Raw genomic sequence first — 22,480 nt, 5'->3', positions numbered from 1 at the left:
GCCCATTACGCATTCCCCCGGCCTGCGCCCGCCGTTGCCGCCTGCTCCAGCTTCGCGATCGCGTCCATGACCGCCGCTTCGTTGTCCTGAACGACAAGCGGCTCCGCCGCCACGCTCTTGATCGCGATGTTCGGGTCTTTCAGACCGTGGCCGGTCAGCACGCAGACCACGGATTGGTTGTCGGAGAAATAGCCTTCTTTCTTCTTCTTGATTACGCCGGCGATCGAAGCGGCGGATGCCGGCTCGGCGAAGATGCCTTCCTGCGACGCGATGGTCTTGTAGGCGTGCAAGATTTCGTCGTCCGTCACGCAATCGATAAATCCGTTCGATTCCTGAGCGGCCGCCACCGCCGTCTTCCAGCTTGCCGGATTGCCGATGCGGATCGCCGTCGCCACCGTCTCCGGATTCGGAATCGGCTCTCCGCGCACGATCGCCGCGGACCCTTCCGCTTCAAAACCGATCATTTTCGGCAGCGACGACGACTTGCCGGCTTCTTTATACTCCTTGAAGCCTTTCCAGTACGCGCTGATATTGCCCGCGTTGCCGACCGGGATCGCCAAGTAGTCCGGCGCGTGTCCGAGTTGGTCGACCACCTCGAACGCCGCCGTTTTTTGCCCTTCGATCCGGTACGGGTTAACCGAGTTCACCAGCGTAATCGGGTGCTTGGATGTAATGTCGCGCACGATCTCCAGCGCCCGGTCGAAGTTGCCTTCGATCGCGATCACTTTCGCGCCGTAGATGATCGCCTGCGCGAGCTTGCCGAGCGCGATGTTGTTGTTCGGGATCAGCACGACGCAATTCAAGCCGCCCCGCGCGGCATAAGCGGCGGCGGCGGCCGACGTGTTGCCCGTCGAGGCGCACATGATCGTGCGGCTGCCTTCCTCCATCGCCTTGGCGACGGCCATCACCATGCCGCGGTCCTTAAACGAACCGGTCGGGTTCAGCCCTTCGTATTTAAAATAAATGTCCAGCTTCAATTGCTCCGAGAGGCGCTCCGCGCGGACGAGCGGCGTGTTGCCCTCCTGCAGCGTCAGCATCGGCGTGCGCTCGGTCACCGGCAAATAAGATTTGTATGTGTGCAGCAGTCCCTGGTATCTCATGACGATACAGCTTCCCCTTTCGATTCGGTGGCGATGGCGGCTGAGAAGGTTTTAGCCTTCCACGCGGTAATGGCTTTGGATTTTGCGCATGACCGGCAGGTCTGTCAGATGCGCGAGCACGTTGTTCAGGCTGGCTTGGCTGGCCTCGTGGGTCACGATGACGATCTCTGCGCTCGGATTGCTCGGATTCGGCTGCTGAATGACCGATTCCAGGCTGACGTTGTGCTCGGCGAACACTTGCGTGATGCGCGCAAGCACGCCGGCCTTGTCGTCCACATGCAGCAACAGGAAGTTTTTCGATTTGATCTCGTCGGCCGTTTTCAGCTTTTTCTCCTTGTACGGCGTAAACATGCGGCGGCCGTTGACGCCGAGCTTCAAGTTTTTGACGACGGCGACGAGGTCCGCGACGACGGAGGTCGCCGTCGGAAGCTCGCCGGCTCCCGGTCCGTAGAACATCGTCTCGCCGACGGCTTCCCCGTAGACGTAGACGGCGTTAAACACGCCGTTGACGCTGGAAAGCGGATGTGACACCTTCACCATCGTCGGCTGCACGCTGACGCCGATCGCGTCTCCGCTCCGCTCCGCGATGCCGAGCAGCTTGATCTCGTAGCCGAGACGTTTCGCATACACGATATCCTCGCGCGTGACGGACGTAATCCCCTTAACGGCAACGTCGCCGAGCGACACCTCCGCCCGGAACCCAAGCGTCGCCAGAATCGCCATCTTGCGCGCCGCGTCGAGACCTTCGACGTCGGATGTCGGGTCGGCCTCCGCGTAGCCGAGCTCTTGCGCTTCCTTCAGCACGTCGGCGTAAGATGCGCCCTCCTGGCTCATCTTGGTCAAAATATAGTTGGTCGTGCCGTTGACGATCCCCATGATCTTCGTCAGCCGGTCGGAAGAGAAGCCCTCGATCAGCGTCCGGATGATCGGGATGCCCCCGGCCACGCTTGCTTCGTAGAAGACATCGCAGTTTTTCTCGGCCGCTTTGGCGAGAATTTCCGGACCGTAGACGGCCATCAGATCCTTGTTGGCCGTCACGACGTGTTTGCCGCGCTCCAGCGCGGACAAGATCAGCTCCCGCGTCGACTCGACGCCGCCCATCACCTCGACGACGACGTCGATATCCGGATTTTCGACAATATCCCGCGGGTCTTCGGTCAGCAGGCTGTCGGCGACGGTCATGCGCCGCGATTTCGATTTATCCTTCACCAATATTTTTTCGATGACGATCGGGCTGCCGACCTGCTTTTCGAGGTCGTCCCTATGCCCTTCCACGATCCGGACCACGCCGGTGCCGACGGTTCCGAGCCCCATCAAGCCTACTCTTATCGGTTGCATCTCCAGTTCCTCCTGACTCTCTGTTTCGGGGGAAGGGCGCGCGCCCGCCCCGTTCTATCCTTGGCCGATGACGATCGCTTTGCGCACGCCGTCGACCGAACGAATCGCATCCATAAACGGCTGCATCGGCTGCTGAATGCCGGACATTTCCACCGAAATGACGACGTTGGCATAACCCTGCAGCGGAATGCTCTGGTGAATCGTCAGGACGTTTCCGTCCATCGCGGCGATCAGCGCCAGCACTCTCGACAAAATCCCGGAACGGTGCTCCAGATCGAGCGAGATGGTCGCGATCCGCTCTCGTTCGAGACGCGTCAGCGGGTAGATGCCGTCCTTGTACTTGTAGTACGCGCTTCGGCTCATGTCGACCTGCTCCACGGCTTCGTTTATCGTTTTGGCCGCCCCGCTGTCCAGCAGCTCCTTCGCGCGAATCGCCTTCAGCACGGCTTCCGGAAGCAAATCCTCGCGAACGACGAAATACCGCTCCAAACCGTTCGGGCCTTCCGGCGCGCCCGCATCCTGCCATTTGCGTTCTTCCGGCACGTTTGTTTATCGTCCTCTCTGAAAAAACATTTGTTCACTCATAGTGGACATTATACACAAAAAAAGATTGGCCGGCAATAGCCGATCGACATCGGAAGCACTCGACTTCCTGCGGGCCTGCGCGCGTACGCATGCGAAAAGACCCCGTGCGATCTTCATCGCACAGGGCCATCGTCCGCGTCATTCTTATTCTTCCGCCAGCGCCAACCGTGACGGGGCGGAAGCGGTCTCGTCTACGGTCGGTTGGGCGCGGCAGATCTCCACCTTCCGGATGCGGTGCTTCTCCCGCTCGCGCACCGTAAACGTCAGGCCGTCGCTCTCCCACGTCTGTCCGACCTTGAGATCGGGCTGCTGGCTGTACAGCCATCCCCCGATCGAATCGACATCCTCATGCTCCAGCGCGCTGCCGAACAAAGCGTTCACTTCGGACAGCAGCACGACGCCGTCCACCAGATACCGGCCTTCGCCCAGATCCTCGATTTCCTTCGTCTCGTCGGTGTCGAATTCGTCCCGGATCTCGCCGACGATCTCCTCCAAAATGTCTTCAATCGTCACCAATCCGGACGTCCCGCCGTATTCATCCAGCAGGACCGCGATATGCACGCGTTCCTGCTGCATCCGTTTGAGCAGCGTTTTGATCGGGATGACCTCCGGAACGGTCAGCATCGGGTGAATCAGTGAGTTGAAATCGAATCCGGACTTCGTCATATTCAGGAAAATTTGCTTCGTGTTGACGAAGCCGATCACGTTGTCCTTGCTTTCCTGCACGACAGGAAAACGCGTATATTGCTCCTGGCGGATGATCGCCAGGTTTTCTTCCAGGCTGCGGTTGGCGTACAAGCAGACCATATCCGTCCGCGGAACCATAATCTCGCGGGCGAGACGGTCGTCGAACTCGAAAATCCGGTTGACGTATCCGTATTCGGACTTGTTGATCTTGCCGCTCTCGTAGCTCTCGGACAAGATGATGCGGATTTCCTCTTCGGAATGCGCATCTTCGTGTTCCTTGGCCGGCTGCAAGCCGAACAGGCGAATCAGCTTGTTGGCCGAGCCGTTCAACAGCCAGATGAACGGGTACATGACTTTATAGAAGAAAATAATCGGCTTCGCGACCAAAATGCTGATCTGTTCCGCCTTCTGGATGGCAACCGATTTCGGGGCGAGTTCGCCGAGCACCACGTGCAGATAAGTCACGGACAAAAAGGCGATCAGGAAAGACAAATATCCTGCGAGCTCCCCGCCGATGCCCAACTTGTCGAACAGCGGATGCAGAAGCGCTTCCACCGTCGGCTCTCCCAGCCAACCGAGTCCGAGCGCCGTAATCGTAATGCCCAACTGGCAAGCGGACAAGTAACCGTCCAGGTTCGACGTGATCTTCTTGATGGCGAGAGCATTTTTCCGCCCTTCCTGCACCATCTGATCGACGCGGCTGCCGCGCAGCTTGACGATGGCGAATTCGGTGGCGACGAAAAATGCGGTGAGCACAAGAAGCACGACGAACAACGATAGTTTGAGTATCATCTCAACCGTCCTTTTTGGATTTAACCTATCCAATGATAAGTTCTTATGAACTTATTGTACGATCTTTCTTTCCCTTCAAGCAAGATCGTCCGCCGACCGAATTCGGCGATTTCAGAACATTCTTGACGATGACCGCCGATTAGCTCGGCAAAAAGAAAGAATGACGTCCTTTGACATTCGTTAATCACAGTTTTATGATGGTTCACAGGAACATCGAACATTTGGCCGTCACGGTTCAAGCCGTCCGGGTGACGAACCATAGGCCTGAACCGGTACGGCGTTCGCCGCATATCAGCCATTTTGAAAAAATGAGGTTTTTGACGATGGAGACGTTGACGTTTACCCGCCGCGAAATGGCGCTGCTGCTGCGTTCCTTGCAAAACGGCTGCGAGCCTTCTCCGCTCTCGGTGCTCCGCCGGATTTGGAATCAGCGGCATTCGGCCGAAGTCGAACAAGGCGCTTCGTTCGGCGCCTTTATGGAAACGGCGCTGCCGCCGATCTGGGAGAAGTGGCTGAAATCCGCCACCGTCCAAGGGCTGTCTCTGCAAGAGATCGTCTCGCTCGGCAACCAGATCGAATACACCAACCTGTCCGTAACATCCGCGCAAAATTGGGTCAAGCGCGATTTTTGCGAATATCTGGGCAAGCCCGCCGCCGGCAAAAAATATTCGTTTCAACAGGCGGCCCTCATCTACATTATCGAGGATTTGAAGCATGACCTCGATTTCGAGTCGATCCGCAAGCTGCTCCGCATCGTCCTGCGCGAGCCGGAAAGGGACGAGGACGACCTGATCACCCCGATCGATCTGTATGCCGCTTACTCCGGCCTGTTCGAGGAGCTGGACGCGAATAACGACCAGTTGTTGGACGTGACCGGCCACGTTCCGACGCTCGTCGGCAAGCGCAACCAGGACGTGCTGATGGAACAACTGATCCAGCGCAAGGCGGACCAATTCGTGAACGGCCTGGCGCTTCAGGGCAAACAGAAGGAAGCCGTCCGCAACGTATTGATGATCGCGATGATCGCCGTGCAAACCGCCTATTTCCACGCGCTGGCGCGCCGCTTCTTTAACGCCACCCTCTTCCTGTACAACTCCGACTAGCCTGCGTCCGGAGACGGCGTTCCCGCCTGCGGAACGCCGTTCCTCCGAATGCCGGCTATATTCTTTTCCCCGTTCCGACACCCTATTCACCACGAGCGACGAACCTTCGCCGGGATGACGGATGAAACGAATTTGCCGATCAGGCGTATACCGGATATTGGAATTATTTTTTCGACCTGGGAGGTACATATGGGAGCTTTAATCGAAGCTGTTAAAAAAGGGAATACGTCCTCCGGCGTAGCCGCGCTCGGCAATGCGGGGCTGGCGGTCGCCAAAGGCGTCGCCGCCGGAGTCAGCGGAAGCGGGGCGATGTTCGCGTCGGCCATGCATTCCGTGGCGGACGCGGTGAATCAGGGCTTCGTGTTTTTCGGAAGCATTCTGGCGGAGAGAAAACCGACCAAACGGTTCCCCGCCGGCTTCGGGCGCGTCATCAACCTCGTCTGCATGGCGGCGGTGATCGTCGTCACGATTATGGCGTACGAGACGATTCTGAAGGGAATCAAGCTGCTCCGGCATCCGGAGGAAGCGACGAATTTTGGGCTGAACTTCTGCATCCTCGTGCTGGCGGTGGCCATCGACGGCTCGTTCCTGCTGAAGGCGATGAAGGAAATCGTCAAGGAAACCGGCGCGAAGGCTGCCGGAGTCGGCCTCGTGTCCGCCGCGTTCCGCAACGTGGGGCGGGCGGCGCCGCCGACCCGTCTCGTCTTCTACGAGGATATCGTCGCGACGCTGGGGGCTCTGCTGGCGCTGATCGCGGTTATCGTATCGAGCTTTTCCGCGTTCGACCGATTGGACGGCATCGCCGCCATCCTGATCGGCCTGCTGATGGTGGGCGTCGCCTTCAGGGTCGGGTACGACAACATGGCGGGTCTGATCGGCGTCGCCGCCCCCCGAGAAGTGGAAGAGAATGTCGCCGGCATCATTCTCTCCGACCCGGACACCCGGGACATCAACCGGATGCGGATTCTGCAGGAAGGGCGCGCCTATCATGTGGAGGCGTACGTCGAGCTTCGCAAGGGCCTGACGCTCGCCGAAGCCGACGATATCAAGTTCCGCTTGCGCGACAAGCTGCTGTCCGATCCGAATATCACCGACGTCACGCTCGGCATTCTGGAAGACGACGACCTAAAGGAATGGTAAGAAGATACGGCCGGATAAAAAACGGCGCGCGATCCCTAGCGGAATCGCGCGCCGTTTTAATTGATCCGAAACTGGTTCCGTCCCATCGCCGGCTACTCCTGCTCGACAAACTCGAACTCGAAGTCGCCGATGTACACCATATGGCCGTCTTTTGCGCCTTTTCTGCGAAGCTCCTTCTCGACGCCCATCGAACGAAGGATTTTGCCGAAGCGGACAAAAGCGTCGTGGCTGTTCAGCTTGGTGCGTTTGACCAGCTTCTCCAGCTCTTCGCCTTCGACGTAGAAGTTGTTGTTTTCCCGCCGAATCGTAAACGACGCGCTCTCTCGGTTGTCCTCCAGCCGGAATACTTTGCGCTCCTCTTTCTCGGCGACTTCCTCGACCAGAGGCGTCTCCGGGATTTGATCGAGCAGATCCGCGAGCCGGTACACGACCTGCTGCACGCCCTTCCGGGCGATCGCCGAGATCGGGAATATTTCGTAGCCGCGGTCGCCGTATTCCGCATTCAGCCGCTCCCGGAATGAAGCCAGATGCTCCTCCGCCCCCGGCATATCCATCTTGTTCGCGACGATGATCTGCGGGCGCTCGATCAGCTTTTCGCTGTACAGCGCAAGCTCCTTGTTGATGGTCAGCCAGTCCTCGTACGGGTCCCGGCCTTCGGTCGCGGCCATGTCCACGACATGCAGGATCACCCGGGTCCGCTCGACATGCCGGAGAAACTCGTGACCGAGTCCGACGCCCTCGTGCGCCCCCTCGATCAGCCCCGGCAGATCCGCCATCACGAAGCTCCGGCCGTCCCCCGCGTCGACGACGCCGAGGTTCGGCGTCAGCGTCGTGAAGTGGTACGCCGCGATCTTCGGACGCGCCGCGGACACGACGCTGATCAGCGTCGATTTGCCGACGCTCGGAAAACCGACGAGCCCGACATCGGCCAGCACCTTCAGCTCCAGCACGACCCACCGCTCCTGGCCTTCCTCGCCGTTCTCCGCAATCGCGGGCGCCGGGTTGGCGGGCGATGCGAAGCGCATGTTGCCGCGTCCGCCCCGGCCGCCCTTGGCCACGACAACCTCCTGGCCGTGGCGCGTCAAGTCGGCGATAATCTCCTTCGTGTCGTCGTCGATAACGACCGTGCCCGGAGGCACACGTACGATCAGATCCTCGGCATCCGCGCCGCGCATCGCTTGCGTCCGTCCGTTTTCGCCTTTTTTCGCTTTAAAGTGCTTTTGGTATTTGAAATCGACCAGCGTGCGAAGCCCTTCGTCGACGCGAAAGATGACGTCGCCGCCGTGTCCGCCGTCGCCGCCCCACGGGCCGCCGAATTCGACGTATTTTTCCCGCCGGTACGATACTTGTCCGTCTCCGCCGTCTCCCGCTTTTACGTATATTTTGGCCTTGTCTACAAACATGCCGCCATCACCTCGCCGGCTCATCGCGATGCAGCCGGATATCCAAAGCTGCGCGATTGTCGCCGAATGTATATGTCCAGTTGTCTCCGCCGGTCAGCGTTCGACCCATGATCGATTCCAGTCCTTCCGCAATTCCGCCCGAAGGGAGCGGTCCTTCGGTTTCAATCCGCAAGCGCAGCTCGTTGTCCTCGGCTCTCAGGCCGATCTCGACCCGCAGCACGTCGCCGTCGGACGGCGGAGCGCTCTCCGCGATCAAAGAAACGGCGTCGCAGACGATCCGGGTAACCCTTCGGCCCGTCTCCGGCAGCCGGTCCAGCCGCACGTCGCCGCGCCCCGGCTCGCCTGTCTGCAGATCGACCTTCAGGTGCCTCCAGCGCATGGGGCACGTCAGCAAAAAGACAACCAGCTCCGGCACGCCGAGCTTCGCCAAGCGGCTCTCGCGTTCCAGCTCCCGCTTCATCGCATCGATATATCCGGCCAGCCGGTCCGGCTTGCCAAGCCGGATGTACCCGAGCAGCACTTGAATATCGTTCAGCCGGTCATGCCGCACGTGCTGCGACCACTCCGCCATGAGTCGGTACAACTTGTCCCGAGTTTCATCGGATTCCGCCCGATCCGTTCTCCACGCGTCCATCGCATCGTCCCCGTTTACTGCTAACGTTCCCCTGCCGGCCGGCTGCCTATACCCGGCGGCGGAACTCTCGCCGATTACTTCCCGATCTGTAAAAAAGCCCCGGCGCACGCCAGGGTACGCCGAGGCTCTCCTATGTCGATTACCGTTCGGAAGTTGCCGCTACCGGAGCCACTTCTACCGGGTAGACGCTGACTTTTTTGCGATCGCGTCCCCAACGTTCGAATCTCACGACGCCTTCGATCTTCGCGAACAGCGTATCGTCGGAACCGATGCCGACGTTCGTGCCTGGATGAATCTTCGTGCCGCGTTGGCGATACAGGATGCTGCCGGCGGTTACGGTTTGACCGTCCGCGGCTTTCGCGCCCAGACGCTTCGAGTGGCTGTCGCGTCCGTTTTTCGTGGAGCCTACGCCCTTCTTGGACGCGAACAGTTGAAGATCAAGCTTCAACATTTCGTGTCTACCTCCTTCTGTTCATGATGGTCGAATCATTTATCGTGATATACTTGCCGTACGATTCTTCAATCGATTGCAGCATCACCAGCATGGACGAAAGCAACAGTTGCACCTTGTCGGCCGCATCCTGCGGCAGTTCGTCCGGAATCGCCACATCGAGATCGCCATGCCGCATGGACGCTTTCAGCCGGACGCCGGTCAACGCCTCGACAGCGTTCACGGTGCCCACCGAAACCGCCGATACGGCCGCGCAGACGATATCCTTGCCGGAAACGTCGTACTCCGCATGTCCCGTCACGCGATAACGGACGATGGCCCCGTCAGAGGCGCGACGTTCCAATTTCACTCGGATCATCTTCGAATCACCGCGGATTAACCTTGGATTTTCTCGATGACGATCTTCGTGTACGGTTGACGATGGCCTTGTTTTCTGTGATAGTTCTTTTTCGGCTTGTACTTGAAGACGATAATCTTCTTGCCTTTGCCTTGCTTCTCGACTTTGCCCGTTACCGTCGCGCCTGCTACCGTCGGAGCGCCGGTCACCAGACCTTCGCCTTTGGATACGGCCAGAACGCGGTCGAACGTTACGACTTCGCCTTCGCTCGCGTTCAGCTTCTCGACGTAGATGACGTCGCCTTCTTGAACGCGGTATTGCTTGCCGCCGGTTTCGATGATTGCGTACATTGCTAAGCACCTCCTCATGTCTCAGACTCGCCTGGGACGCTAGGTGGGACGCCGGAAACGGCGGCCTCTTGTGTACCCGGCCAGTGCGGTTGCAGCATGCCGCCCAGCGACATACCACGTCATTTTAGCATACTTGGACGTTATTTTGCAACCCCCGATTATCCGAAAATCGGCGGAGTCGCCGCAAGCCCGGAGCCGCCGCAGGCGGAGCAGTAGACGCGAGCGGGGTCCGTCGCCGTCTCTCTCACTTTTTTCCGGGTCAGCTCCATCAGGCCGAGCCTCGTCCATCCGAGCGCGTGGACGCGGGTGCGGTCGCGGCGAAGCGCGGTCTGAAGCTTGTCCGCCACCTGGCGGCGATGGCTCTCCTCCTCCATGTCGATGAAGTCCACCAGAATGATTCCGCCCAGATCCCGGAGCCGCATCAACCGGGCGATCATCTCCGCGGCTTCCAGATTCACCGCCAGCGCGGCATGCTCCAGATCGGCCGCCGCGGTGAATTTGCCGGTGTTGACATCGACGACCGTCATCGCTTCGGTCCGGTCCACGACGAGATAGCCGCCGCAGTCGAGCCATACCTTCGGCCGCATCAGCCGGTCCAGCTCCCGGCGCAGTCCCGCCATCTCCAGCAGATCGACGCCGGGTTCGACCAGCTCGATCCCGCGCTCCATGCCGGGCTGCATCCGCTTCGCCCATTCGCGCCAGGTCGCCGCCCGTTCCTTGCTGTTGACGGTCAGCCGGTCCTCCGCGGAAGCGAACAAATCGCGCACGACCCGGTCGGCCGCGTCTCTCTCGCGGTAGAGCCAAGCCGGCGCTTCCGCCTGCTCGCTCTTCCGCCGAATATCGCGCCACTGCCGGCGCAGCCGGTCCAGATCTTCCCGGAACGCCCACTCGGATTGGCCGTCGGCCAGCGTCCGGAAGATGAGCCCTTCGTCCGGCTCCCGGATCTGGTCGCCAATATCCACGAGCCGCCGGTGCTCCTCGGGCGAGGAGATCTTGCGGGACACGGCCGTATAACCCGCATCGGGCATGTACACCAGCCAGCGGCCGGGAAAAGACAGATTGGTCGTCACTTTGGCCCCTTTCGTGCCGATCGGTTCCTTCACGATCTGCACGATCAGCTCGTCGCCGGGCTTGACCAACTGCTCGATGCGCGGCTTGGGCTTCGGCTGGCGGTCCGGATGCGGCGGAAGCAGGTCATCCAGCGACAAATACGCATTTTTCTCCAGGCCGATGCGAACGAACGCGGCCTGCAGGCCGGGCAGCACGTCCGTCACCTTGCCGAGGCAGACGCTCCCGGCGAGTTGGCATTTCTGCGCGGGCTCCACATAATATTCGACAAGCTTGTGATCTTCGACGACCACCGTTTCGGTCCGGCCGTCGAGATCCGATACATAAAGATGTCTCACGTACGGTCCTCCACTGTTCTGTCGCTTTCTGCTATTTTACCACGAAAAGGTCCGACAGGGCACAATTCCCACGTCTTTCGGCCAGCATCGCCTCCAACAGCCGCGACTCCGGCAGCACGGCCGAGACGCGGCCGAGCGGGTCCAGCACGTATATGAGGTGGTAACGGTCCCGGACGAACAGCTTCACAACGTCGGAGACGGTGCGCCCGCCGCGCGCGACGATCGGCTGGGCCAGCGCCGTCCGGTCCACGAGACGGGCCGAGCGCTGCTCCCGATGCATCAAAAAGCGAAGAAACTGGATGCCGGCATGCTTCCAGCTCTGCCAGTTGGAGGCGAACAAAAAGAGACCGATCATCAGCAAGTTCAGCCGGATGCCCGAATGGCCCGCCTGCCAGGGCATGCCGACGGCCGCGGCGACGTAGGCCGCGCTGACGGCGAGTCCGATCCAGGCTCCAATCCGAACCGCGCGGTAATACGGAATCCAGCGGGTCGCGACGGCCATCACGATGCGGCCGCCGTCCAGCGGCAACACGGGCAGCAGGTTGAACAGCGCGATGCCCGCGTTGGCCGAGATGAAATAAGCCGTCCAATCGGCCGGCCACCAGCCCAGCCAGCCGAACAAATAAGCGGCTCCGATCAGCCATACGTGCTGAAGCGGGCCGGCAATGGCAACCGCAATCTCCTCCTTCGCGGTCGACCGGCCGGACTCGTCCGTCACCAGCACGCCCCCGAACGGAAGCAGTTGAACCTCACGCACCGGCCAGCCCATCCGAAGCGCAGCCGCCAGATGGCCGAGCTCGTGGATCAGCACGATGCCGAACAGCGTCACGATCTCCAGCCAGTTGCCCGTCGCGACCGCAAGCGCCATGACCAGCACAAACAAGGGATGCACCCGGAACGCAACGCCGCTGATGTTAACCAAGCGGCACCACGTTCCTCGGGTTGACCGGGCGCCCGTCCTTGGCCACCGACCAGCGAAGCTCGGGCGACGCCGAATCGGCCAGCTTCCCCAGCGGATCGCCCTCCCGCACCCAGTCGGACCGCCGCACGGCGACCGTCCCCAGACCTTCGTATGTCGACACGTACCCGTTTCGATGCTGAATCTTCACCAGAAAACCGCCGTTGCGGGACACGCCCGTCTCCAGCACGAAGCCGGTATCGATCGCCCTCACGGCAGCCGCCGGAACCGACGCCTGCAGCGTCACAAATCCCGTCTTGGCGTCGTAAGCCCGGCTCACGCGGTAATGCTCAAGCGGCGGGCGCAGCGGCTGAAGCGGTCTGGCGTCGGCCTTGACGGCGTCGTCCCGCTCCGGCATGTACGCCGGCAGCCAGGCCGGCGCGCCCTCGAAGGCGCGTTCGTACCAAGCGGCCAGCGATTCCGTGCGCCATTCGTCCGTCAATAGATAAAACACCCCCGCGCGCACCGGTCCCGCCCAAGGCTGATCCAGCCTGGACAAGCCGGCGAGCGCGGCGAACACGATGCCGGCGACGATCGTGCGCCGCAAGAAACGCTTGAACCAAGGGGACAGTCCCGCGTTCGGCGGATGCCCGGGCTGCCGAGTTTCCCCCTCCCGAAGCGGCGAAAGCCGTTCTCCGGCCCGCCCCGAAGGCAGGCCGGGCAGATCCGCTTCGAACCCCGACGCGGATTCGGCCGGTTCCGACGGACCGGCGGCCCGCCGGTTCCCCGCGAAGCTCCCGTCCGGCACGGACGGACCAAAGGCGGACGTCCAGGAGCCGTCATGGCGCTCCCATTCCTTCTGCCTCTGCTTCCATACCCATTCCGGGTCGTCCATTCGATTGCGCATGACGCTCGTCCCTCCTTCGTTACCATCCTATGACGAGCGTCGGCCGGACATGCAGGAAAGGAAGGACCTTCAAGTTGCAGCCAAACACAAAAACCTCCAAACCGTTCGGATCGTGTTGGAGGTTATAACCGTTGAGCTTACTCCGTTGCGTAGGGCAGCGGTTTTTCCTGGTGAATGCGCACGCTGACAACCATGCCCAAGCTCGCCATATTGATCAGCAGGGAAGTGCCCCCATAGCTGATGAACGGCAGCGTAATTCCGGTGAACGGCATCATCTTCAAATGCATCGCCACGTTCAGGAAAATTTGAAACACGAGCAGGGAGACGATTCCGACCGTCATGTAAGCGCCGCGCAGATCGTAACTCTGAATGGCGATCAGCACCATCCGGTAGATCAGCAGGAAATAGGCGAGCAGCATCAGGGACATGCCGACGAAACCGAATTCCTCGCCGACCAGAACCACGATGGAATCGGCGTAGACGTAAGGAATAAAATCCTTGTGCACCGAAGTGCCGGAGAGAAATCCTTCGCCCGTCAATTGTCCCGATCCGATGGCCCGGTATACGTTGTTGACGTGGTACGATTCGCTCTCGCTGGCGGCATCCGGGTTCAAAAACGTCGCGATTCTCGTCACCCAGTGGCCTTTGCCGATCGTCTCCTGCAAAAAATTGGCGTACGCGTCTTTCATGTTGTCAAACGTGGAGATAAACAGAAAACCGGCCGCCCCGATCACGGCCGCCGCAATAAGCGCCTGCAACCCCCGGATATTGCCGATCCACAGCATCGCCGTCATGATGACCAGATAAATCATCGCGTTTCCGAGGTCGGGCTGCACGAGCACCAGCGTAAACGGCAGGAGCACGATCAACCCGATCGGAATGACGTCCCGGCCCAAGGACAAATACTCCCCCCGGCGGCGGTACAGGAACGACGTCAAGACGATGACAAGCGCGAATTTGGCCAGCTCGGCGGGCTGAAAGCTGAAGCCCATCGGCAGTTTGTACCAGCCGACGGCTCCGTTGAGCTCGCTGCCGAATTTGAAGATGCCGGCCAGCAGCAGGATGCAAACGCCGTACAAATACCAGGAGATGCGCATCAGGATGCGGTAATCGAACAACGCCATCGCAAAAAAACAGACGAAGCCGATCGCGTAGTTCCGCAAATTGCTGATATGCGTGCCTTCGTATTTCGTATGAATGGTCGCGCTGTATATGCACAACGTGCTGAAGATCATCATCCCGACGAGCAGAAGCACGATCAACGGATCGATTTTTTTGATTTTTTCCAGCAAGGGCCATCATCCTGTTCTATTGCGGATGCTGCCGCAAGGCCGCCTCTCGTCAGCCGATGCCGAACAGCTTCTTGACCCGCTGCAGCATGCCCGGCTTCTCGTCCAGCGGCATAAGCGGCACGGAATCGCCGAGCATCCGGCGGGCGATATTGCGGTAAGCGAGCGATGCCTTCGAATTCGGATTCACAACAGTCGGTTCTCCGCTGTTGGACGCTTTGATCACATGCTCGTCGTCCGGCACGATGCCCAGCAGATCGATCGCCAGCACTTGGCAGATCTCGTCGATGTCGAGCATCTCGCCGCGCTTGAGCATCCCTGGACGAATCCGGTTGACGATCAGCTTCGGCGGCTCGAAGTTCTCCTTCTCCAGCAGACCGATCACGCGGTCGGCGTCACGCACCGCGGCCGCCTCGGCCGTCGTCACGACGATGGCCCGGTCGGCTCCCGCAATCGCGTTCCGGAAGCCTTGCTCGATGCCCGCGGGACAATCGATCACCACGTAATCGAAATCCGGCTTCAACTGCTGCACCAGCTCCTTGACCTGCTGGGGAGACACGGCATGCTTGTCTTTCGTCTGCGCCGCCGGGAGCAGGTACAGCTCGTCGAAGCGCTTATCCTTGATCAGCGCTTGATTAAGCCGGCAACGGCCCTCCACGACATCGACGAGATCGTAAATAATCCGGTTTTCCAGCCCCATGACCACGTCCAGGTTGCGCAGGCCGATGTCCGTATCGACCAGGCACACCTTTTTGCCCAGCAGCGCCAGCGCCGTACCCAAGTTCGCCGTCGTCGTCGTTTTGCCTACGCCGCCTTTGCCGGATGTAACGACAATCGCTTCTCCCATGTTTCCACTCCCCCTGTTCCGAAAAACGAATCCGACGGTTTAAAACGGATTTTTCGGACGAATCCGATGCAGTTGACTCATTTTGTCGATCTCCATCCGGCCGTCCTTTACGTAAGCGAATTCCATGTATGTATCCGTGACGCCCCATTCGTCCGGCGGACGGCTGACCACTTCCGCGATCCGGAGCTGAGTCGGCTGCATGTACGAGGCGGCGATAACGGCCGTCTCGTCCCCGTCCGACCCGGCGTGCGCCGTTCCCCGGAGCGCTCCCAGCACGTAGATGTCTCCGGTTGCCCGCAGCGTCCCGCCCGGGTTGATATCTCCCAGAAACAAGACGCTCCCTGTTTCTTCGATCGTCTGACCGGAACGGATCATCCCCCGCAGCGTCAGCAGACGGTTTCGATCCGGAAGTTCGGCCGGTTCGAATTCGACCGTCTTCACCATGAGGTTGCCTTGCCTGCGAATCAGCTCTAGCACTTTGTCTTTGTCGGCTTCCTTCACTTTGCGTTTGCCGAACTTGACATGCACGTGAACGAGAGGTCCCGAAAGCAGTTTATGATGCGTCTTGGACAATTTGGTCTCCAATTCTTCCAGCAGCGCGTTGAACTCGCAATGCTCGTTCATGAGAAACACGAGCCCGTCCTTGACTCCCTTGATCGTGACATGATGCCGAACCGCAGCCATCGTTGTTCCTCCCTTTTCCGTCAACCGGCCATACGCTCGTCCGCGTCCATCCGGTTCCCCCGCGGGGAATCCAAAAACCGCCGCACGGGAACGTAAACCGCCAAGGCGAACAGCAGACTCATGAGGATGTCCGGCACCATTTGTCTCGTCAACGCCCACAGAAAAGGCGCTTCCGTCGTCGTGAGCATATATCGGTACAAACCGTATACGATCAGCCTGTACAGGCTGCAGCCCGTCAACATCGCGAGCAGCGTCGAGACGAGCCCCGGCTGAACCGGACGGAACAGGACGCCGATGAAATACCCGGTGATCCCCATCGCAAACGAATGGACGCCCAGCGCATGACCGTAGTAGACGATATCCTGAAGCAAGCCGAAGGCGAGCCCGTATACGATAGCCGAATAACGGTGGGCGTACAGGGCGAGAAACAGCACGCCGACCATCACAAGCATCGGCGAGGCGCTGCCGTCCGACTGCCACCGGGCGGGGACGAGCCAGACCGCCAGCGTGCCTTCGCACATAAACAGCAGCATCATCGCGCCGACGATCCATTTGTTCATGGCTGCCCCTCCTGCGGCGGCACTTCTATGACGAACACTTCGCGGAAGTTGTGAAATCGCGCTTTCGGCTTCACCTTGGCCATATCGGTGATCCCCATGACGCCGCTTTCCCGCGACACCACTTCGCCGACCACCAAGCCGGCCGGGAACAACCCGCCCACTCCCGAAGTCACGACGATATCGCCTTTTTGCAACTCATGGTCGTACGGATCGATCTTGCTCATCGTAAGCAGACCCGTAACCGGATCGTACTGGTCGAGTATTCCGAAGGAAGATTGCTCCTTGCCTTTGATCGTCACGGCGATCGACTTGCTGGTGGAGGACCGTTCGCTCATATCCGTAATGAGCTGTACATTGGAATGGAAAGGCGTCACGCGAGATACGCGCCCGATCAGCCCGTCCGTCGTCGCGACCGCCATATTCTCGCGGATGCCGTCTCCCGAGCCGAGATCGATCACGATGGTATGGTTGAGGGAATCCGGACTCTCCGCGATGACGTGGGCGATGCGCCAGACGTACCGGTTCATATTTTTCTGTTCTTCCGTGAAGCGGAGCGCTTCCTTCAGCCGGGCGTTCTCCGCCTCCAGATCGTTGAGGCGCTGCGTGTCCTTGATGTAGTAGAACAACGTTTCCTTTAAAGCCCGATTCTCCTCGTAAACGGTGAAGATCGACCGAATGTCCCCGAAAAAAGCGGAAACAGCCGCGGCCGGCCGGTAGAGCAGACCTTGAATCCAGGATATGGAGTCCTTCAGCAGCATCTCGGGGAAGGTCGTCTTCTCCCGCTTGCCGACCGTAAGCCCAATTAACGTCACGAAAAAAATAAGGATAAACAACAGCACCAGCAGCCGCTTGTTACCGAACCATCTCAACAACGGAATACACCTGCCACCGGCTCCGCCTTATCCGCGCTTGCCGCGGGCCGCGCCGGGCTTCTGCATGAACAGATGGATATTGTCGAGCGCGCGCCCCGTACCGATGGCCACGCAGTCGAGCGGCTGGTCCGCGACCAGCACCGGCATTCCTGTCTCGCTGGCGAGCAGCTTGTCCAGGTTGCGGAGGAGCGCTCCGCCGCCGGTCAGCACGATGCCGCGGTCCATAATATCGGCCGCCAGCTCGGGCGGACATTTCTCCAGCGTCACCTTGACCGCCTCGACGATGCTGCCCACCGTATCTGCGAGAGCCTCCGTCACCTCGTCGGAGGTTACGGCGATCGTCTTCGGCAATCCCGTTACGAGATCCCGTCCGCGAATTTCCATCTTCGCCGGCGGGTCCATCGGCAGCGCGGAGCCGATGTCCATCTTCAGTTGCTCCGCCGTGCGCTCCCCGATCAGCAGATTGTACGTGCGCTTGATGTATTGCACGATCGCTTCGTCCATCTCGTCACCGGCGACGCGGATGGACTTGCTGGTGACGATGCCGCCCAGGGAGATGACGGCCACCTCCGTCGTGCCGCCGCCGATATCGACCACCATGCTGCCGGTCGGTTCCCATACGGGCAAATCCGCTCCGATCGCCGCGGCGAACGGCTCCTCGATCGTAAACGCTTCCCTCGCTCCCGCTTGCCTCGTGGCGTCTTCGACGGCCCGCTTCTCGACCGCAGTGATGCCGGAAGGCACGCACACCATCACATTGGGCTTGCGGCCGAACAATACCCTTTTCTTCTGCGCCTGGTTGATGAAATAATGGATCATCGTCGCGGTCGTGTCGAAATCCGCGATGACGCCGTCCTTCATCGGGCGGACGGCGCGAATGTTGCCGGGGGTGCGCCCGATCATCCTTTTGGCGGATTCGCCGACCGCCTCAATCGTTTTCGTATCGGTGCGCATCGCCACGACGGACGGCTCCCGCACGACGATTCCTTTTCCTTTGATATAAACGAGCGTATTCGCCGTACCGAGATCGATGCCGAGATCCTTGGTGAATCCTCCAAAAGCTGCCATAAAACCCAAATCTCCTTCCTATTCTATACCCACCCGTATTCCGGACTTGTGTTTGTTTTCTACTTCTTTGACCTGCATTCCTTTATTATATTACAGATGGCCTTGCTCCTTCAAACTGGAAAATCTGTGATCTCCGATCACCACGTGGTCCAGCAGACGGATGCCGATCAGCTCCCCCGCTTCGGCCAGACGCCGGGTCAGCAGCACGTCCTCGCGGCTCGGCTCCGGGTCTCCGCTGGGGTGGTTGTGCGCGCATATGATCGAAGCCGCGCTGCGCAAAATAGCCGAGCGGAACACCTCGCGGGGATGCACAACCGTCGCGTTGAGACTGCCGACGGAGAGCGTTTCTTTGCCGATCAGGCGGTTTTTCGTGTTCAGATACAGCACGACGAAGTGCTCCTGCCGCAAGAACCGCAGCTCCTCCATCAGCAGCTCCGCGACGTCCCGCGGGGCCCGCAGCACGGGGGCCGATTCTCTCGCGGCGGCCGACAGACGGCGGCCCAGCTCGATCCCGGCCTGCACCTGCAGCGCCTTGGCGACGCCGATGCCCCGCAGCCTCGTAAGCTCTTCCGTCGTCCGCTCGGCCAGCCCCCGCAATCCCCCGGCTTCGGCGAGCAGGCGCTGCGCCAGCGTCACCGCCGATTCGCGGACCGAACCCGTCCGCAACAGCACGGCAAGCAGTTCCGCGTTGCTCAAAGCCTTCGCGCCCTGGGCGAGCATACGCTCGCGGGGCCGTTCCTCCTGCGGCATTTCTCTCAGAGTCAGACCGTTGTACTCCATGATTCTATCATCCTCTCCCTCAAGCGACAATGTCGCCGCAAAAATAAAAGCAGCCTGTCTCCGCCCGCCGGCGGAGATAGGCTGCAAGTTTGCCTAACCTGCAGTTTTGTCGACTTTCCATTATTATATCACGTTTTGATCCAGGCGGCTGCCTTATTCGGCTTTCCGCAGGGGATTCGCGACAAAATTCACGATTTTCAGCTCCGACCGCCGCAAATCGTAAAACTGTCCCTCGGCTTCCACCAGCGGATTGATCAGGTCGTCGGGATGTAGCATAATAATTCGCGCCACTTGGCCGTCCGACAATAGAACGGAATCCCCGATCATCTTGCTCATCAGGTTGAAGATCAGGCATCGAACCACCGACGGATCGAACAGGCGAAAGGCGCGTTGATACAGTTCCCGGAACACCTGATACAACGGAACCGGTTTCTTGTACACCCGCTCGGAAAGCATCGTGTGGAACACGTCGGCCACCGCGACGATTTTGCTGAACGGAGCGATTCGGTCGCCGGTTAACCCGAACGGATAACCGCTGCCGTCCTCCCTCTCATGATGCTGGAGCGCAACCAGCGCCTGCCGTTCCGTCGTGCCGGGCAAGCCGCGAATCATTTCGTATCCGTAATGCGTATGAAGCTTTATGACCGCGTATTCGTTCGCGCTTAGTCCGCCCGGTTTGTTCAGGATCGAATCCGGAATTTTGATTTTGCCGATATCGTGCAGCAGCCCCGAGACAGCCAAATCTTGCAGTTCATCTTCCTTCAACCCCAGCCATTTGCCCGCCAAATACGAGAGGACCGCAATCCCCACACAGTGTCGGTACGTATAGTTGTCCTTTTTGCGCAGCTCCACAATCACATCGGAGAAACGGTGGTTGGCGCACAGCTCCCGGATCTTCGGCACGACCAGCCTCCGAATCCGGCTGTTGGAAAGCTGCTCCTTCCGGTTGTGGATTTTCTCGTAAATCGCCCGGGCTTCCGATACCGTCTCTTCCACGATAAATTCCGTGACCAGCCGGGTGTCCTCCCTGTTCAGTTCGATGCCGTGCGATTCCAGAAGAGCCAGATGACGATCGTTTAATATGCTGTTTTTGGGCAACAGCAAGCTGCCATGCCTGGAATAAATATTGATCGTTAACTTTCTCCCGATAAACCATGTTTTGTCGATAAGAATCACCAGCTTTCTTAAGACCGTTATACGAAGTTGTTTCGATCGAACGTCTTGTCTTCGACCGGCTCGAAAATATCCAGGCTGTAGCGGTCGACGATGACTCGGCCTTCATACATTTTTTTGACGATCACCTTCTTGCCGGCCTTGAGGCTCGTCCCGACCCCGGTTATTCCGCCGACGTGCATCGCGGATATGGTATTGCCCGCTTCCAGCTTGGAACCTCTGCATACCGAGTTGTCCAGGAAAAATATGATGTTGCCCGCCGAATAGAGCTCGCACTGAATGATGCCTTCTTTTTTGATGAGGATATCTCCGTTCGATTTCAAGGTCGAGTTCTGGCTTTGCGAGATGCTGATCTGAACGTGCGATTCCTGGCTTAAAGCGACCCGCATAAAGGCTTCCCTCAGAATGCGCATGAAATCTTCCAGCTTGGGAGCCGTAATCGTCTGGACAAGGTTGGCCGGCTGCAGGAACAGTTCCAGATAAGCCTTGATCTGCTGAAAATTTTCTTTATCGCTGTTGTGAGATTGCAGGCTCGCGATCACCCCGAGCAATTCCTTCACAATTCCCCACAATTGCTGGTACTTGCTCTCGATAATCAGCAGCATCACTTGGCCGTAACGCACCTGCATGTTTTTCTTGCTGATTTCGTTCCGGAGCAATTTTTCGCTTTCCACTATTTTTTCCAGGATGTCGATCAATTGCTTGGAATGGTTGTAGAACCGGTTGTACAAGACGCCGAAATACCCCGAATACAGATTGCTGCCGATGACGTTCCCTTGCACGGCGATGCTGCCCGTCGCGGTCAAGGTCGAGTTGAACACGCTGCCGGCCACGTAAATGTTGCCGAGGGACTCGATAATCATGTTGTCCATGACGTCCCCGTACACGATCACGTCGCCGGAAAACACGATATTGCCGGTTTCCAAATCCACATTACCCGGGACAACAAAAGACGTGTTGACGTCGAAATATTTGATTTTGTTGCCCGTAACCCGGGGTCTGCCCGCTTTTTTGGCGATGACCCTGAAATCCGGCGTAATCTCGACATGTTGATTTTTTCCCGCGATCAGAATGTCCTTCACCGGTCTGGGAAGCAGGACGTTCCCAAACACGTCGTACCCCGCCTGCCCTTCGACAGGCGGCGTTTTTTGGGCGATGACGTCCCCCCTTTTGACTGTCGGAATATTCAAATGATTTCGGTAGTCGACAACGCCTTTTACCTCCGTAAAGACATTTTCGATCGTTTCCGAAAAAAACAATTCCAACTGCGCGTCTTGCCCTTGAACGGGCGGTTTGCCTTTGGCGATTTTGACTTTTCGGCGGGAGGGCCGGAGAATCTCCGTTTGGATCGCGGCCACATCCAGATTCATTTTGATGTTCATTTGCTCCAGCGCCGAAAGAATATCCTGCAGGCTCAACGTCTCCAGAATGATCGAGGGATCTTCCTCCGCGCGAAGGGCGACATGCAAAGCGCGAGGGTGATCCTTCAAGGTCCACGCAAATCGCTGCGTGCGATTAACCGTCAAGTAGGCTTCCAGTTTATCCTCCGATACCGATATCTCAAACAAAGGTTTCTCATCGATCTCCCACACGATGGCGCTTTCGGACGAGACTTTGGTCCCGTTTGCGACTTCTTTCCCATCCACAAACAGGCGGACGGGCGGAACGGATGTCAAAGTCGGGAATTCCCCTCCGTTGGAAGGGTTGCCGACGATGATTTTCCCGTTCTCGACTTGAATGAAGCCATCCGCCGGTTATAGTCTCAAGTAGTGGTGTAAAATTGCGCCGAGCTTCTTGACAAGGGAAGCCACGGTATGATTTCTACTAAAGTGACGCGACTCTACTTTAGAAGGAGGATCAAACCGTGGCTTCTATAGATAGAATGTCACTTTTGGAGCTTTTGCGCAAGTCCGGTTCTGATGGTGATGTAGACTTTCTCAAAGAAGCCTTGAATGTGCTGGTTCATTCGTTGATGGAGGCGGAGGTAGCGGCCCAGATCGGCGCCGAGCGTTATGAACGAAACACCGAAAGAACCAATCAGCGGAACGGATACCGGCACCGGGAGTGGCATACCCG

24 protein-coding genes and 1 other annotated feature are annotated in these 22,480 nt (G+C 59.0%); of the genes, 3 read left to right on the top strand and 21 right to left on the bottom strand.

Annotation, left to right across the window (positions count from 1 at the left end; translation table 11 throughout):
* Positions 1-5: 5 nt before the first annotated feature.
* The 4 genes from thrC to FE781_RS07330 all read right to left on the bottom strand — a co-directional run bounded on the left by thrC (position 6) and on the right by FE781_RS07330 (position 4,502).
* Positions 6-1,100: a threonine synthase gene (thrC, locus tag FE781_RS07345; RefSeq protein ID WP_138788970.1), complete on the bottom strand. Its 1,095-nt coding sequence runs from the start codon at positions 1,098-1,100 to the stop codon at positions 6-8.
* Between the two features lie 51 nt (positions 1,101-1,151).
* The gene (locus FE781_RS07340; RefSeq protein WP_138788969.1) at positions 1,152-2,438 is read right to left on the bottom strand and encodes a homoserine dehydrogenase; all 1,287 of its coding nucleotides are present in this window, start codon (positions 2,436-2,438) and stop codon (positions 1,152-1,154) included.
* Between the two features lie 54 nt (positions 2,439-2,492).
* Positions 2,493-2,981, bottom strand: a complete 489-nt coding sequence (locus FE781_RS07335; protein WP_246068091.1) for an ACT domain-containing protein — start codon at positions 2,979-2,981, stop codon at positions 2,493-2,495.
* A gap of 186 nt (positions 2,982-3,167) precedes the next feature.
* On the bottom strand, positions 3,168-4,502 hold the full coding sequence (locus FE781_RS07330; RefSeq protein ID WP_138788968.1) for a hemolysin family protein: 1,335 nt from the start codon (positions 4,500-4,502) through the stop codon (positions 3,168-3,170).
* A gap of 323 nt (positions 4,503-4,825) precedes the next feature.
* Here FE781_RS07330 and FE781_RS07325 point away from each other — a divergent pair, with 323 nt between their 5' ends.
* Both FE781_RS07325 and FE781_RS07320 read left to right on the top strand, forming a co-directional pair.
* Positions 4,826-5,605, top strand: coding sequence for a DUF1836 domain-containing protein (locus tag FE781_RS07325; protein ID WP_138789054.1), 780 nt, complete (start codon positions 4,826-4,828; stop codon positions 5,603-5,605).
* A gap of 189 nt (positions 5,606-5,794) precedes the next feature.
* Positions 5,795-6,745: a cation diffusion facilitator family transporter gene (locus FE781_RS07320; protein ID WP_138788967.1), complete on the top strand. Its 951-nt coding sequence runs from the start codon at positions 5,795-5,797 to the stop codon at positions 6,743-6,745.
* A 92-nt stretch (positions 6,746-6,837) separates the two neighbouring features.
* Here the strand turns inward: FE781_RS07320 and obgE are convergent, their stop codons facing one another.
* From obgE to FE781_RS07235, 17 genes are all read right to left on the bottom strand, one after another.
* Positions 6,838-8,148, bottom strand: coding sequence for a GTPase ObgE (gene obgE / locus FE781_RS07315; RefSeq protein ID WP_138788966.1), 1,311 nt, complete (start codon positions 8,146-8,148; stop codon positions 6,838-6,840).
* A gap of 7 nt (positions 8,149-8,155) precedes the next feature.
* Positions 8,156-8,782: a Spo0B domain-containing protein gene (locus FE781_RS07310; RefSeq protein WP_138788965.1), complete on the bottom strand. Its 627-nt coding sequence runs from the start codon at positions 8,780-8,782 to the stop codon at positions 8,156-8,158.
* Positions 8,783-8,921: 139 nt separating this feature from the next.
* Positions 8,922-9,233 (bottom strand): 50S ribosomal protein L27, encoded by a 312-nt coding sequence (gene rpmA, locus FE781_RS07305; RefSeq protein ID WP_138788964.1) that lies wholly within the window; start codon positions 9,231-9,233, stop codon positions 8,922-8,924.
* Positions 9,234-9,240: 7 nt separating this feature from the next.
* On the bottom strand, positions 9,241-9,591 hold the full coding sequence (locus FE781_RS07300) for a ribosomal-processing cysteine protease Prp (protein WP_138788963.1): 351 nt from the start codon (positions 9,589-9,591) through the stop codon (positions 9,241-9,243).
* A 17-nt stretch (positions 9,592-9,608) separates the two neighbouring features.
* Positions 9,609-9,920: a 50S ribosomal protein L21 gene (rplU, locus tag FE781_RS07295; RefSeq protein WP_138788962.1), complete on the bottom strand. Its 312-nt coding sequence runs from the start codon at positions 9,918-9,920 to the stop codon at positions 9,609-9,611.
* A 13-nt stretch (positions 9,921-9,933) separates the two neighbouring features.
* Positions 9,934-10,021: a sequence feature (ribosomal protein L21 leader region), on the bottom strand.
* 57 nt (positions 10,022-10,078) lie between these two features.
* A complete protein-coding gene (locus FE781_RS07290) occupies positions 10,079-11,326 on the bottom strand; it encodes an Rne/Rng family ribonuclease (protein ID WP_138788961.1) in 1,248 nt (415 codons plus the stop codon).
* A gap of 31 nt (positions 11,327-11,357) precedes the next feature.
* Positions 11,358-12,248: a M50 family metallopeptidase gene (locus FE781_RS07285; RefSeq protein ID WP_138788960.1), complete on the bottom strand. Its 891-nt coding sequence runs from the start codon at positions 12,246-12,248 to the stop codon at positions 11,358-11,360.
* Positions 12,241-13,131, bottom strand: coding sequence for a M23 family metallopeptidase (locus FE781_RS07280; protein ID WP_138788959.1), 891 nt, complete (start codon positions 13,129-13,131; stop codon positions 12,241-12,243). The genes FE781_RS07285 and FE781_RS07280 overlap by 8 nt, the downstream gene beginning before the upstream one ends.
* 137 nt (positions 13,132-13,268) lie before the next feature.
* Positions 13,269-14,423 carry an FtsW/RodA/SpoVE family cell cycle protein gene (locus FE781_RS07275; protein ID WP_138788958.1) on the bottom strand — a complete coding sequence of 385 codons (1,155 nt, stop codon included), beginning with the start codon at positions 14,421-14,423 and terminating at the stop codon, positions 13,269-13,271.
* A gap of 49 nt (positions 14,424-14,472) precedes the next feature.
* Entirely contained in the window at positions 14,473-15,267 is a 795-nt protein-coding gene (gene minD, locus FE781_RS07270; RefSeq protein ID WP_138788957.1) for a septum site-determining protein MinD, read from the bottom strand.
* 39 nt (positions 15,268-15,306) lie between these two features.
* Positions 15,307-15,951, bottom strand: coding sequence for a septum site-determining protein MinC (locus tag FE781_RS07265; RefSeq protein ID WP_138788956.1), 645 nt, complete (start codon positions 15,949-15,951; stop codon positions 15,307-15,309).
* A gap of 20 nt (positions 15,952-15,971) precedes the next feature.
* Positions 15,972-16,511, bottom strand: a complete 540-nt coding sequence (gene mreD, locus FE781_RS07260) for a rod shape-determining protein MreD (RefSeq protein ID WP_138788955.1) — start codon at positions 16,509-16,511, stop codon at positions 15,972-15,974.
* Complete coding sequence (mreC, locus tag FE781_RS07255) at positions 16,508-17,380, bottom strand: rod shape-determining protein MreC (protein WP_138788954.1); 873 nt, start codon at positions 17,378-17,380, stop codon at positions 16,508-16,510. Before mreC ends, mreD begins: the two co-directional genes overlap by 4 nt.
* Before the next feature lie 30 nt (positions 17,381-17,410).
* Entirely contained in the window at positions 17,411-18,451 is a 1,041-nt protein-coding gene (locus FE781_RS07250) for a rod shape-determining protein (protein ID WP_138788953.1), read from the bottom strand.
* Between the two features lie 90 nt (positions 18,452-18,541).
* Positions 18,542-19,231 carry a RadC family protein gene (gene radC / locus FE781_RS07245; RefSeq protein ID WP_138788952.1) on the bottom strand — a complete coding sequence of 230 codons (690 nt, stop codon included), beginning with the start codon at positions 19,229-19,231 and terminating at the stop codon, positions 18,542-18,544.
* Positions 19,232-19,384: 153 nt separating this feature from the next.
* The gene (locus FE781_RS07240) at positions 19,385-20,407 is read right to left on the bottom strand and encodes an HD-GYP domain-containing protein (RefSeq protein WP_246068090.1); all 1,023 of its coding nucleotides are present in this window, start codon (positions 20,405-20,407) and stop codon (positions 19,385-19,387) included.
* 17 nt (positions 20,408-20,424) lie between these two features.
* Positions 20,425-22,080, bottom strand: a complete 1,656-nt coding sequence (locus FE781_RS07235) for a flagellar assembly protein A (protein WP_170209448.1) — start codon at positions 22,078-22,080, stop codon at positions 20,425-20,427.
* 188 nt (positions 22,081-22,268) lie between these two features.
* On the opposite strand from FE781_RS07235, the gene FE781_RS07230 reads away from it, so the two are divergent.
* A partial coding sequence (locus tag FE781_RS07230) for a transposase (RefSeq protein WP_211346327.1) occupies positions 22,269-22,480 on the top strand: 212 nt, incomplete at its 3' end.

The sequence above is a fragment of the Paenibacillus thermoaerophilus genome (assembly GCF_005938195.1).
GTDB classification, from domain to species: Bacteria; Bacillota; Bacilli; order Paenibacillales; family Reconciliibacillaceae; genus Paenibacillus_W; species Paenibacillus_W thermoaerophilus.
Note: the sequence above shows the minus strand (reverse complement) of the source record. Positions and strands in the feature narration are given on the sequence as shown.